This is a genomic window from Niastella sp. sgz303648 (assembly GCF_059587045.1).
On sequence record NZ_JCAPSW010000001.1, the window covers coordinates 843678 to 858966 of the forward strand.

The following is a 15289-nucleotide window of genomic DNA, read 5'->3' on the forward strand; positions in this document are numbered from 1 at the left end:
TGTAGTGTCACTTATTCAAAAGTATCCAAACATATAGTGCTGAAACTTAGCTGACGTGTAATTTAACAATAAAAACTACAGCCCGGCAACATTTGGATATTGTATATATGTAGCACCTGTTACCAGGATTTTATACGATTTTCCGATCTTTTACTTCGAAAGGATTATCATTAATTGGTATAGCTTTTGTGAGTATACAGGTATGCTTTCGGTTTTTATCACTTCTTCAGGCATAAAAGATTGATCCTTCTCTTACTATTCCCTTACTATTCTCTTACTATTGCCTTACTTATTTTTTACTGATAATATGGGTTCACTATGGGGCAGCTATGGGTTAAATATGAAGCAAACAGGGGTTAACTACGGCTCAACTATGGGTACTGGCAACCCGTGTATCGGTGAACTTCCGGGGTTACCTCATAAAAAAAGGCGGGCCACCTTTAAGAAGATGACCCACCCTTTTTACTCTTATGCTATTGGGCCTATTGCCCATTGCCTGGTGGCATTAATGCTGTACCAGGAATCTTATCACCGGTGTTTTACCATCGTCGCTTACACCACGCAGGTGGTATACGCCGTTGGCAACACCGGGCAGGGAGATATTAATATCGTTTACTCCCGGCGTTAATTTCCTGTTGAATTTCAGGATCAGCTTGCCGGTCATATCTATTACGGTCCACTCGATGTTCATAGTTCGCGGCGTGCTCACCCGTAACAGGGTCGAATTGCCGGTAACCACCGTAGGCATCAGTTTAACACTGAAAGCGTCGACAGTTGGCTTAACCGCACTTCCCTGGTTCACTAATATCAGTGATCCCAATTGAGTAGTGGTTACCGTAACCAGTCGTACTGCAGCGGAGCCTGTTGGCAGTATGCCACCAGAAGGCGATACCACTGCATAGGTTATACCGTTGTAGGCGCCTGCATCCATAGCAGCAGCCGGATTACAGCCTGCGTTGGCTTCGACATCGGCATACTGTAAGGTAACTTCTACCGGCGATGCAGGTATGGTGGTGGTCGTTACCGTCCAGGTACGGTTGATGGCTTTGTTGTTATCAACCACGGAAGCGATCAATCCTTCAGCCACGCGAACCGTATAGGTAAGGTTTTGTCCGTTGGCAATTGTAACCGGGTTATAACCACCGGCTGTTGCCCCCACTGGTACAGTAACCGCTGTAGTTACGTTATTGACGATCACCGAGCCGGTGCTGCCTGTTATAATATGGCTGCCCGCAGTACCGGTAGCTGATTTGCTCAGGTATAAATTATATATACCCAAACTAATATTACCACTGGTAAGTGTGAGCGCATTGGTCACTGTCATATTTCCATGCAACACTACCCCTGCCCCATTCATGATCACATTGGCTGCCGACAGGGCGTCGACCAACTGACTGGCCGTACCACGGAATGCAATGGTACCCGAGGTGGCGCTGAGCGTTCCATTGTTTACAAAATTGCCGTATATATTCAGCGTACCGCCTGCATTTACTGTAACAGTTGCGTTTCGCGCAATGGTAAGCGTATGCACTTCAGCATTGGCAGACACCACCGGACTAAACGGCGTGCCGGCAATGATGATAATATCTGTTGTGGGGCCCGGTATGCCACCGCACCAGTTGGCGGCGGTATGCCAGTCGGAACTTACTGCACCGATCCAGGTATTGGTACCGGCCACATTTAACGCAGCAACCGATGAAAGAACTGCTCCGCATGAATTGGTTATTACCACATCATACGAACCTGCATCGGCTGGTACTGCTGTATTTATCGTATACACACTGTCGGTAGCGCCGGTTATATTAACGCCATTCTTTCTCCACTGGAAGCCAAGGGCAGTTCCTGTTGCAGATACTTTAAAGGCAACCGTAGTACCCGGACAAACAATCTGACCTATGGGTTGTGCTTTGATAGCAATGCTGTTGTTAATAGTAGCAGCGACAGCAGTACGGCCCGATTCGCAACCACCTTCAGAGGCCGATACATAATACGTTGTAGTAGCCGTTAATGAAGGAGTAATGAATGAAGTACCGGTTGCCAGCGCAGTTCCACCGGTTGAATCGGTATACCAGGTAAGTGTAGCGCCTGCAGTACCGGTTGCCTGCAGGGTCATTTTACCTTTATCGCATCGCGAAGCAGGAACAGTACCTGTAACATGCGGCGCCCGTACAGTCACTTCAATTTCGGCAGTATACAACGTATCGGTTGCGCAGGTGGCCATTAACCGGTAATACCTTGTTTGTGGTGTAGTATCTTTTAATACAGATGAAATGGCATTGCTGATATTGCTATAGCCTGTGCCCGGTGTGGCACTTTGCTGCCATTGAATAGTACCATATCCGTTTTGATTGGTTGCAGTAAAGGTGGGCGTTCCGCTAAAGCAGTAGCTGATCCCAGACGCACTTATATTGCCGGCCACCAGCGCCACTTTGGTGCGTGTGGTGGTTTGCATGGCATCGTTACTGATTTTAATATCGCCTGCTACTGCTGTTCTGGCATCAAATATATAAGTGCCTCCGGCGCTCATATCAATAACATCGGCCGATAATGCCACATCCTTTGTAGCGCCGGCAGCCAGTGTATCGGTATTCAGTACAGTGCCGATGGCAGCTGTTAGTGCACCGCTTACATTTACCGAAAGGGTTACCGGGTGAAGTGCAAAGTCGATGGTGGCGGCACTGTTGTTTCTTACTTTAATAACCACGGTTTCTTTACCGTAGCATCCTTTGGCCGATGTAGGCGCCACCAGCGAAACCGCCTGCATATCGATGCCATTCGATTGTGTAAATTCATCGGCGCCAATATCGGGTGTTGATGCATCCCTTGCTTCGCCGTCGATATCATTGTTTACAAGAGCTACCGGAATGGCCACTCCATTGGCCGGCGAAAATGCCGATGTGGTAATATGCAGGTCAACTGAAGAGGCAGGTCCGGTTGGATCGATAAATTTAGGATCAACCACCAGACTGGTCATGTCGCCGCCATTGATCCATCCGCCGGTATAGGCAGCAGCAGAGGGCGTATTGGTTAAACCAGCCACCGAAGCAAATGCACCGCCTGTTCCGCCATAGCCATAAATATTATGGTCGAATGTAAATCCGGTAACCGCATTTACACAAATGGCGTAATGGGTAGCGCCGGTGCTGCTGTTCGAACGGTTGTTGATGAATATGTTGTTGCGCACATCATCGCTACCACTGGCTGTTTCTTTTCTGAATGCAGAAGAAATATTGGTATTGGTACCCACATTGCCTCCACCGATATACACACTGTTATAGTAGATGTTATTATCCAGCGGACTTCCTTTCATAATACCATCTATGCGTACGGCATTGGTTAAATCGGTGCCGTCGGGTTTAATACCCAGGCGTACCATATTGTTAAAAATATTAGCCTTACCCTGCGCACACTCAACCCCGCGCAAATTGGCTGCTGTATTGCCTGTATTGGTAACATCGAAGCTATGTACAAAGTTGCCCGAAAGCGTATTCACATTCGAAGAACCTGAGAAAAAGATACCTTCCATATACACACCTGCCGTAGTAGCGCCAGATGTTAACGAGTGAATGGTATTACCCGAAATAGTAACGGCAACTGCCGTTGAAGTAGAAGCCATACAAATTCCCAACAGGGCTGCAGTACCACTACCTGCTGTTGACTGGGTAGCGCAATACAGATTACGAATAGTATTGCCTGTTACAGCGGTAACAATAGCAGCAGTGCCGATATTGATACCGGCAGTTTGGCTGCCTGAATTGGCCGATGTTGTGTTATTGGTTAAGTTGGCAATGGTATTATTGGTAATGGTAAAGGTACCGGCTATCGTAGTAGAAGGAATGCTAATGGCCCTTATATACTGCGTAGTGGTGCCGGCATTGGATGTATAAATGCTATTGGCTGTTGTTAAACTTCCAATGAGGTTGCCATCAATAGTCACCGTACCCAGCTGATCATCAAATATGCCCGAAAAATTATTCCCGGCATTCGCCAGTGTAAAACCACCAATCGTATTCTTTTTCACATTGATAACAGCGTTCGTTCCGGCGGTGTTTGAAATATACACCGGCATGGTAACCGAAGCACTGCCGCCTGCAATAGTAATGGCGCCATTGCCGGTAGCTGATCCGATAATATTGCCGGTAACTGTTCCAATATTTACATTTCCGTTTGAACCGGTTACTGCAATACCATGAAATACCTGTGCGGTTGATGTACTGGTGATCGAAATATTGGTTATGGTGTTCCCCTGCACCGAGCTGGCATTCACCGGAAATCCATCTGCCACTTCGAGCCGGATGCCGCTAAAGGTATTGGCCAGCGCAGTGAGCGTATAGGGTGTTCCTGCGCACAAAGGCGCCGATCCGCCTATATAGTTATTGGTAATCACAAATCCGTTGCCTGCGCTGCCGGTATTACGGTTTGGAATAGCCCAGATTGCCCGGTTATAACCTGCGGCAGTATAGGTACGGGTGGCAGTCTGGAAGAAACTGTTGCCACTGATTACCCAGCCATTTACACCGTTGTTCAGTTCAACACCAGCCGAGTTACCGCCGGGGAGGAAGTAATCATAGATATTACAATTTGAGACGGTATCGTTATCGTTAAAATTATTGTTAAGTCCAGTATTGTTGGCGCCTTGTGCATACACACCTATCGAAGGCGATATGGTACCGGTTGAGTGAATATTACAATGATCGATCAGGTTATTATCATTGCCATTGGTTCCGGCATTGCCAAAGTAAACCACCCCTGCCAGCGTAGTGGGTACATTGGCGCCAAGGGTATTTTGTCCCTGCAGATCGCAGTATTTAACCGTATTGCCGGAAGCCGCAGTGTCGAACCGGATGGTTGCACCACCGGAGCTGATATTGATAATATTCAGGTTAACCGCATTGGTGCTGCCTGCTGCTGTTACAGTCATGGCACTGCCGGTTCCACCAGGACGGCCATCAATAGTTACATAATTGCCGCCGCTGAAATCGATCGTAGGCCCTGCATTGGTACCGCTGATGATAAGGCCTGGTGCATTGGCAGCCGGGCGAATAACAACCCTATTGGTAGGGCTATAACATGAGCTGGATCCGATCTTTATGGGGAACGTTTCATTTGCGGTTATATAAGCCGGTGTGTAATCGTTTTGCAGCTCAACAATTACGGGGCCGCTGATACCACCCGATAATGTGCGGAGCGCTACCGTAAGGGTAGGATAAGTTCCTGTAGGCCCAACGGTAATTAAACCGGATGGTCCGCTGCAACCGCCCGTAGTTTGAGAACCGGTCAGGGGCGCACTGTATTTCGGCGCATCGAGGCAACCGGTATTATACGCATATACATAATAGCTATACCTGGTGCTTGCAAGCAGACCGGTATCGGTGAAGCTGGTAGCCGTACCAACCGATACAATAGTTCCTGTTCCCAGTGAACCACCGGATGTATACGCTACACCATTCACGGGTGCAACAGGCGTAGCACCGGTAAAATATCTAACTACAATATAGCCGGATGCACTGCTTGCAGAAGCCGTAAAGCTGCCAGAAATAGATGTAGCAGAAACGGTGGTCAATACCAATGCAGTGGGAGCATCAGGCGCTGTACATGCCGGCTGCAATACAAAATTACCTGCATCGGCACCGATATCAACCGGTGTAAGGCCACTGCGCACATCTCCGTCAATATCATCAGTAATAGCAGTAATGGCTGTTCCTTTGCCTTCCACTACTGTAGTACCCGCAGTATTGATATGCAGATTTACTGTTGTTACCGTTCCATCGGGATTGATGAAATTAGGATTACCGCTGATACTGTTTACATCAGCTGCCAACCAGTTGGGCGTAGCAGTACCACTATTATTATAAACAGCCACATCGGCTACTCCGTTAAAACCAAATACACCGCCTTTTCCGGCATACAGGTAAGCATTGTAATTGGCAGTAGCACCTGTAACAGCACTTGCAAAGAAAATGCTGTAATGCTTACCACCCGTAGTTGTATTGGAACGGTTATTGGCAAAAATATTATTACGAATATCGTAAGTGCCTGATGTGGCGCTTCTTCTGAAAGCATAGGTATTGGAAGCGTTGGTACCTGCCCCGCTGCCGCCAATGTAAATACTGTTATGGTACAGATTATTGGCCGAAGTAGTACCCATCAGTATACCATTAATGGTTAATGCTGTGGTAACCGGTGTGCCATCGGGTTTAATACCCAGGCGAACCATGTTGTTTGAGAAAGTTGAAGTACCGGCATCGGCCTGTATACCTGTAAAGATGGCGCCTGTATTGGCAGCCGAGGCATCAAATGTATGAATGAAGTTCTTTGATATGGTATTGGCAACAGAAGTAGTTGCGCTGATGTATATCCCCACAACATTCACAGCAGCTGAAACCGACGCACCGGTTAACACCAGCGAATCGATGACATTGCCCGAAATAGTAATTCCTGCAGCATTGGTACTTACGGTACCAATACCTATGATGGAGCTGTTGTTGGCCGAAGCGGTAGTTTGGGAAGCGTTGCTCAGATTACGTATGATATTTCCTGTTATACCTCCGCTTATATTAGCGGTGGTAGTACCGATATGAATACCGGCCACCTGGGAAGTACCCGTACCCGTGGTTGCGTAGTTACAGTTTATTCCCTGTACGGTATTGCCTGTAATGGTAACCACCGGTGAACCAGACGGTATTCTTATGCCATGTACGTACCTCCCTGAAGTGGTGCCTGCATTGGAGGTATTGATATTATTGATTATGTTGTTACTGATAACAGATGTACCTGTTGACGCTACAAATATGCCCGAGAAATAATTGCCTGCTTCGGTAAGCAGTATATTACCGATGGTATTATTCCTTATACCGGTGGTATAGGCTGCATCTGCAAGGATCATATGAGTTGACCCTGCGCCGGTATTCGTAATGGTGATACCTCCTGTAGTGGCGCCTCCTGTGCCGGAAGCCGTTCCGATCGTATTGCCCGTAACCGTACCAACATTTATATTACCACTACCGCCTGTTAAATACATTCCATGAAAGGCATCAGAAGTAATACTTGTTGTAACAAAAATATTAGCAATTGTATTACCCTGAATTGATGTAGCGGCCTGTGCAGTAGCGGCATCTTTCAGTTCGAGCCGCATGCCTTCAAAATAGCCCGATGACCCAGTGGCCAGCGTATAGGCAGCACTGCCTGCTGCAGGCGCTTTACCTCCTATATAGTTATTGGTGATGATAAACCCATTACCCACTTCACCGGCATACGTACTGCGGTAAGGCGACAGCCATATAGCACGGTTATAACCCGAAACAGTTATTGACTCTGTTTCAAAAAAGCTGTTACCTGATATCGTCCACCCGGTGTTACCATAGTTTACTTCCAGACCCACTGAGTTACTGGAAGAATAGTAATCGTAAATATTACAATTTGAAATCGTATTGTTGTCGTTGAACTGCGGCACATAAGCAGCTGTGGTGCTTTGGTTGTCGTAGCCCAGCGAATAAATGCCAATAGTTGGTTTTGATGTGCTGGTGCCGGTTGAGTGAATATTACAATGATCGATGATATTATTGTCATTACCGGTTGCACCGTTCTTTCCAAAATACACCACGCCGGCCGTAATACCCGGTCTGTCGGCTGTAGTCGTATTTTGACCCTGCAGGTCGCAATATTTTATAGTGTTGTTAGAAGCTCCGCTGTCTAACCGAATGGCCATGCCCGATGCATATGCGCTAACAATGTTGAGGTTAATGCTATTGAGGCTGCCGGCAGGTGTTACTGCAATTGAAGATCCTGTACCGCCGGGGCGTCCGTCGATAGTAACATACCTGGCGCCTCTGAAATCAAACACTGGTCCTGTAAGCGAATCCACGATCTTCAATCCGTTGGCGCCTGCAGCCGGACGAATAGTAAGCGTATTAGCCGGTGAAAAACATCCGCTGTAATTGAAAACGATTGGAAATGTTTCTGCCTTGCTGGTATAATCGCTTTGCAGTTCAAACAGCACTGGTCCGCTTACACCGTTACCCAAGGCTTCAATGGCTTTGGTGATACTGGGATAGGTTCCCGATGCACCGATGGTAAACGTGCCGCTGAACGTACCACAGGCATTGGTAATTTTTGACCCAAAAAGAGGTGAGGCAGTATAATACAAAGGCCCGCCTGTGCACAAATTATTATAGGAATATATATAGAAGTCGTATCCGGTAGCGGGTGCCAGGCCGGTTACGCTGAATGTTGTGGCTGTTGATGCCTGCACTACGGTACCAGTGCCGAGCGCACTACCGGCTGTATATGTTGTTGCATTTACCGGAGCCACAGGTGTAGCGCCTGCCGGATAACGTACAACGAGGTAACCATCAGCCGCAGGAGCAGCAGCAGTAAATGAGCCGTTGATGGTGCTGGTAGTTGCATTCATCACCAGGGCGGTTGGCTGAGCAGTTGGAGTAGCACATGGAATAGCCACGCTAACGCCCATGATATTGGCAACACCGGCTGTACTTGTTTTGGTGATGACGATGTTGGCCACCTGTCTTGTATAATTAATTGCGCTAACAGGAATGGTCAATTGATACAGGCGCGGATTGGTGGCGCTGCCCTCAAGGGCGGTAGTACTGGTGCGGCCTATGCCTTGTATGGCGAAGCCTGCTCCGTCGTACCAGTCTGACAAAGTTTGAGCGGCCACATTCTGGAAGCCACCGTCGGTAAAATTAATGGTCAAAGTAATGGTTGACGCACCTGAGCCCGAAGTAGCCAGCAGGTAAATAGCGGCTGCACTTTGAGGCGTTGTAAAGGTCAATGTTCCCGAAGCATTCTGAATGGCAAGGCGAAGCGAGTTATTGGATGAAGCATCCGCCAGTTGAAAGGTTACGCCGCTTGTTGCAACGCTGTTGATGATACCCGAATTGGGCAGGTAATACGTTGGTGTACCAAAAGCGGTAAAGCTTTGGTTCAGGAAATAATACTTGGCCCCATCCACATCGTTCGTAACAGAACCCGTAAGCGAGGTGCCGTTGGCTATTACATCATCGGTATAGCCTGTAACAGCAACCGGTGAGGCTGTTTGCGAAAAAGCGGTAGCCGTCAACAGCAGCATCGCCCCTATCAGGGCAAATGGCCTCAATACATGCGTATAAATAAGTTTTTTTATACCAGAATGACCTTTCAGGATCATTGAATCAGGATTTCTCATAATGCAGATTTGTATTTGGAGTTAACCAGTTAAAAAGTTTACATGTTTACAAGCAATACCCCATTAACTTTTTAACCCTGTTAACTTGTCAACTTATTAGCTTATTAACTTATCAACTTGTCAACTAATCAACTTTTCTTAAAAAGGGGCCGCCCCAAAAGAGGCAACCCGGTTTACATTTTATGAAACAACCGGAGATAGAATCCCCGGATGTTTCGCCCTATAGTTGCAGGTTCCAGGTTGCAGGTTCCAGGTAGCGATTGACTGTGATATTCCATGTGCCCTGTAACCTGTAACTTGTAACATGTTTTTTAGTCTTTAAGTCCCAGGTACTGCTTAACCGACGCATAGTCGTTCCAGTTAATAGCAGAACGGGCGCTTACGCCACCGGGAATAAGAATATAACGGTATTGGAATACTTTATCGCCCGCAGTGTTGGTACGGCTGCTGAGATTATATTTTGCGGTGGTTTGCAGAAATATGCTCCCTGGTTCATAAAGGGGAGTAATATCAAGATCAGCTAAACCAAACACAGCTTTTCCATCATGAAATGGTAAGGAAACTATTGTTGGAGTACCGGTAGAACCCAAATTCCAGTAAACCTTTACATCGCCCCTTTGTATGATGCTGTCTACCAATTTTGGAGCATCGATAACACCTACGGCCATACTATCATTTGCCAACTGATAAGTCACATCCAGCCATGCAGAATAAATAACATTGGCTGTTCCGGGTTTACCGGTTGAACCCGTAGCACCGGTAGCGCCGGTAGCTCCTGTAGCACCTGTTTCACCCGCCGGACCCGCATCACCTTTTTTACAGGCCGAAACTAAAATTGCAAGAGATAAGAACAAAGCCGAAGTACTCTTCAATAACATGTGTTTCATAATTGTGATTTTGATTTATTTTTTTAAGGTTTTTGGTTTTAATGCAATAAATTAACTGAACCCTTTCTCGTTACTTCACTCCCATCCTTCAACTGTAACCGAACAGCATAGAAGTAAACGCCTATAGGCTGCAATTTGCCATTATGCCTTCCATTCCAGCCGGCCAGCAAATCATTGCTTTCGTATATCAGCTGGCCCCATTGATTGAATATCTTCATGGTCATACGATCAATCACATTGCCGTACACCTTAAACTCATCATTTTTACCATCGCCGTTCGGCGTAAATGTGTTGGGTATAAATATTTCATCAACCAGCGTAGTAGCCGTTTTTTTGGCTTCGCTGTTCTGGCAACTATTAACGCCCAGCGCTATAACACTGATAGTAATTGTTTGCACAGGCTCAAGTGCCACAACAACATGCACCGTGCCGGTACTGCCCGAAGTGGGCACTATATAGGTGCCGCCATTTATCGAAACAAGGTATCCGGTGGCATTGGGTACCGGTTGCCAGGTAAAGGTTATGCTGTTGGGCGTAATATTGGTTGCCGTAATAACAGCCGGTGGCAACTGTATTGCCTGCGTTAGCTGAACAGGCGTACGGGTACTGATACAACTGCCATATTGCAAACCAACATACCAGGTAGCAGGCAGCGTAGTAGTAGTAGTAGTTACAGCATACGAAGCGCCGGTTCCCTGTGCCGTTCCGCCTGCTGCAGCAGTATACCAGTTATAAGCATACGCCGTATTGGGATTTTGAACTGTTAACGTGGCCACATCTCCGGGGCATACTGCTATTCCGTTAGCAAGCGGTGCAGCCGGCGGCATTGGTGGTAATAAGGTTACTGTCGCATTAACCGACTGACATAAGCTGTCGGCAATGGTTACAGTATACGTACCGGCCCCTATATTGGTAAGCTCTTGTGTTGCTGCGCCATTCGACCATGTATAATCATAAGGTGTAAGGCCGCCGCTTATGGTAGTAGCAATGCTGCCGCCTGTTGCATTCAAACAATCGGGCAGTACGGTACTCAATGATGCTTTTAATGTATCGGTGCTGAAAGAAAAATACACGTTGTTGCCCAGCGTACACTCAGTAACCATTTTACCGGATGCGGGCGAAAGCGGATAAAATGTAGTACTGCTCTCGGGAAAAGAAGGATCGGGCGAAACAATGATCCCTTTTACACCGGCAATTAATGAATCCTGGTCAATGGCCAGAGTAACCAGCGAAATACCTGCACCTGTTTTTTGCACCTTCCATATTCTTGCCATACGCGTTCTTTTATCGGTGCAGGTAGCCAGTTGTTTACTCAGTCCGTTATCGCCGAATATCAAAAAAGATTTATCGGCAATAGATGTAGTATTGGCTTTGTTCGAAACGGGAAACCCGCTCTGCACCGATCCGTTATACAGGTATAACATTGAGCCGTTGTGTACAGACCGCGATTGTTTTTGATACAAGGCCGACGAATCATCGCGTCCGATTCCTGTTACATTGAATGAATAACCCGCATTAGTAGCAGCATTCCATATAACGGTGCCATCCGCAGCCGTATAATCGCGGTTATTAACCGACATGCCCTGTGTGAGCGTAATGCCGTATTTAATAGCCAGATAGGTTTCTACTTTATTCTGATCGGCTTCTGATAAATACGAGTTATACGTAATTACTTCAGCCATTCCGCAGCTCATATTTTGTCCGCCGGTTCCACTTCCGTCGCTGCCAAAAAATAAACCGGTAGGTATTATCGGCGTGTAATTATAGCCATCGTTGGGCAGGTTGTACCGGTGAGTAACGGCAATGGAATCGCCATTGCGTCGTGCGCTGAAATTGTGGTCGGTCGATGCCTGGTCAACCCCCTTGCCCATTAATATAACGCCTGATTCAGCAGCATAACCGGGTGTGCCCGATGGCCAGGGGGTCCAGTTGTAATAATCACCGGTACCGCCTGCAGTTCCGTTACCTGTTTGCACACGGAAACCCGGCTTAATCTGAAAAGCAAAATTCGTTGCCTGATAAGTAAGTCCTGATGGATTGCCATCTGTTACTGAATTCAGAGTATTAACTACCATGAATACACTACCATTGGCGCCCAGCAGATCGGGCGTTGTGGTTGTATTGAATAATACGGTATTGTTCGCTTTTGAAAATTGTAAGAATGGATTGAAATTAAAATTACCTGTTTGGGTGGTAGTGGCTTGCAGTACCGGCTGACGCGAAACAGTTGTTTGACCAACCTGGTAATTACCCAGCTCACTCTTCCATGCAGCCACGGAAGCTGAACCCGGCGTATCGATGTTGGCGGCCACCAATGTGTTGGCCTTGAACCAACTGCTTAAACCACCCGACACACCGCCCGGCGTTTGTGCATGTATGGTTGTATGAGCGGCAAGGCCCGCTGCCAACAGCACCATCACCTTCCGGTGCGCGACTCGATTACCATTCACAACTTTTCGCATTTTAATATTGTTTACAAGTTTGAGGGGTCATTTTTTCAATCATTGCCTGGTGCATGTATCTTATTGTCCCCGTAGGGACATTATGCTGGTAGAAATAATTCGAACAAGGAACGCCGTCCCGTAGGGACGAAACATCGAAGCCATGCTCAGGTTTCGTCCCTACAGGACGATATAAACCGGAACATTTTTTTCTACCAACATTTGGTGCCTAACGGCACTGATTACCTAATATCTACTCACCTTATCACAGCTACCCATCCGTTATAACTTTTCGTAGCCGTTTTGATCACATAGTAATAAGTAGCCACCGGTACCGGTTTGCCCTTCCAGGTGCCATCCCATGGGTTGTAATATCCCTTGCTGTTGTAGAGCTGCTCGCCCCAGCGGTTAAATATTTCAACCTGGCAATCTGTTGCCCCACGCAGACCCGCTATTTCCCAGGTATCGTTCACCCCATCGCCATTCGGACTAAACACATTTGGTATGTCCAATACCTTGTCGGGAATTACTTTAAAGAATTGCCTCATAGCTGTATCGCGGCAGCCTATATCATTGATCGCTTCCAGTATAACCGTATAATCGCCCGGATACAGATAGCGATGCTGCGGATTGATAAATGTTGATGAATCTCTATCACCAAAATGCCATTTGTAGGAATTCCCATAGTCCGACAAATTGGTGAATGAAAAAGTGGCCAGGTGCAATTCAACAGGTACATTCTCAACCGGAGTAGCCGTAAAAGCCGCTTGCGGCATCGGTTTTACCTGTATATAATCCGTTTTAACCAGGGTGTCGAAACATTTATTCTGCGATGAGGCTATCAACGTTACTGTATACACGCCTACATCATTATAAGTATATGTTGGACTTACCTCAACAGATGAATCGCCGTTACCAAAACTCCACTTCCAGTCTCTATAACTTTGCGATTGATTGGTGAACGTAACCGCAAAGGGCGGACATCCTTTTACCGCATCAGCTGTAAAGGCCGCAACCGGAACAGGTATAACATTAATTACTTTGCTATTGGCCACAGATACACAGACGCCGTTTTTCACCGTAAGACTGATAATACCGGTTCTGTTAAATTGCACCGTATAAGGACCAAACCCACTGCCACTTTGAACAGTGCCTCCACCCCAGCCCCAGGTAGCTGTGGCTGTATTCGCTGCACTGCCGGTAAATGTTGTGGTGATGACGGTTCCGGCGCATACATTATCATCACTTACCGTAAACGAAGCCGTTACCGGTTCAGAAACAGTATCTTTTTGCGTGGTTATCGTTGATGTACACCCGTTATTTTCGACCTGCAGCTGCAGGATATAATTACCGGCATTACTAAACTGGATACTGTAAGGGCCCTGACCGCTGCCGCTTTGCACCGTAGCGCCTGCAAAGCCAAACCAGTTATATGTAGCGGTATTAGGCGCATTACCGGTGTAGGTTATTGTTTGAGGAGTACCCAAACATACACCGGAAGGAGAAACCGTAAACATTGAAGTGGGAACCGGTTTTACCGTAACCGCCACGCTGGCATTCAGCGTACAGCCGTTGTTATCTTTAACAGTAACCGTATAAGTAGTAGTGGCAGCCGGTGATACGGAAACATTCGCACCGCTTAAATTACCGGGCATCCATATAACGTTTGAAATCGTACCGCCGGTTGCTGTTACCGACAAATTCGTAACATCGCCCTCACAAATGGATGGCGCACTGGCCGAAGCAGAAAGCACTGCGGCCGGATTTGCAGGAACCACGCCTGTATAAGTAGTTGAACAATTATCTGCCCCGGTAATGGTACATGTATACGTTCCCGGAGCAAGATTGGCAGCCGTAGCAGTTGTTTGCACCGGCGTTGTGTTCCATGAATATCTCAGTGGACTTGTACCTCCTGTAGCAGTGAGCGCAATACTGCCATTGGCATTGCCGCACGAAGCAGCCGTAATGATTGCACTGGTGGTAACCGGCGTATATACACTTCCCGAAAGCCCCAGTGCGCAAACCCGTGAAGCAGTAGTGGAACCTCCGAGATGGGTAATGGTAATTGATTTCAGAAACTTTAATTTGTAGGCACAACTGAAAGCAATATCAACCGCATAAAACATGGGATTACCGGTATTGTCACCATCCCGAACATAGCCCGTTGTTAAACGTTTTGTTCTTCCATAACCTGAATATACAGCGCCCGTTCCGCCAAACCAGTCCAGAATTGAATAGCTGCCGGCACCCAATGCGGTACCATCTGTAAAATTAAGTATCACATCAATATCACTATTTCCTTCAGTTGAAAACAACAACAAACTGATATTCGAAAAACGGGCAGGTGTAGTAAGATTGAACGTACCCGTTGCCAGGGTATTCGCCTGCGCCCCGCCCAACGACAAGTACATTACATTATTCGCGTTATAAGGCTGTAACTGGTACGTGCGTGTACCACTCACAATAGTACCGCTGTTCACCACACCGGCCGGCAATGAATTGGCGGCGCCAAAAGCAGCGCTGTACATGATATTATTACTTAAATCAAGTGCCGTACTGGTTACCAGCGTTGCATCTGTGCCCGACTCGGCAATTCCATCCGCATTGAAACCGGTTACGGCAACAGGCGTATAGGTTTGTGCCTGGCTGCCGGTTACAGCAACCAGCAAGCCAAGCAAAAAACCGATATATATACGTTGTTTCATCATTCGTTTTTTACGTGAACCAACAAACGGGAAACGGCAAAGCACTCCGCTCCTTTTACCTTCTCAACTTTG

4 protein-coding genes are annotated in these 15289 nt (G+C 47.1%); all 4 read right to left on the reverse strand.

Annotated elements, in window-relative coordinates; all coding sequences use genetic code 11:
• Window positions 1-505 precede the first annotated feature (505 nt).
• The gene (locus tag AC59IL_RS03000; RefSeq protein WP_496550592.1) at window positions 506-9184 is read right to left on the reverse strand and encodes an Ig-like domain-containing protein; all 8679 of its coding nucleotides are present in this window, start codon (window positions 9182-9184) and stop codon (window positions 506-508) included.
• Between the two features lie 311 nt (window positions 9185-9495).
• Window positions 9496-10071 carry a hypothetical protein gene (locus AC59IL_RS03005; RefSeq protein WP_496550593.1) on the reverse strand — a complete coding sequence of 192 codons (576 nt, stop codon included), beginning with the start codon at window positions 10069-10071 and terminating at the stop codon, window positions 9496-9498.
• Window positions 10072-10109: 38 nt separating this feature from the next.
• A complete protein-coding gene (locus AC59IL_RS03010; RefSeq protein WP_496550594.1) occupies window positions 10110-12533 on the reverse strand; it encodes a DUF8202 domain-containing protein in 2424 nt (807 codons plus the stop codon).
• A gap of 236 nt (window positions 12534-12769) precedes the next feature.
• Window positions 12770-15217, reverse strand: a complete 2448-nt coding sequence (locus AC59IL_RS03015) for a T9SS type B sorting domain-containing protein (protein ID WP_496550595.1) — start codon at window positions 15215-15217, stop codon at window positions 12770-12772.
• Window positions 15218-15289 lie beyond the last annotated feature (72 nt).

What these genes read in the sequence shown, in the direction of transcription:
- AC59IL_RS03015 (WP_496550595.1), bottom strand. Translation starts at nt 15,217, where the DNA reads ATGAAACAACGTATATATATCGGTTTTTTGCTTGGCTTGCTGGTTGCT.
- AC59IL_RS03005 (WP_496550593.1), bottom strand. Translation starts at nt 10,071, where the DNA reads ATGAAACACATGTTATTGAAGAGTACTTCGGCTTTGTTCTTATCTCTT.
- AC59IL_RS03000 (WP_496550592.1), bottom strand. Translation starts at nt 9,184, where the DNA reads ATGAGAAATCCTGATTCAATGATCCTGAAAGGTCATTCTGGTATAAAA.
- AC59IL_RS03010 (WP_496550594.1), bottom strand. Translation starts at nt 12,533, where the DNA reads ATGCGAAAAGTTGTGAATGGTAATCGAGTCGCGCACCGGAAGGTGATG.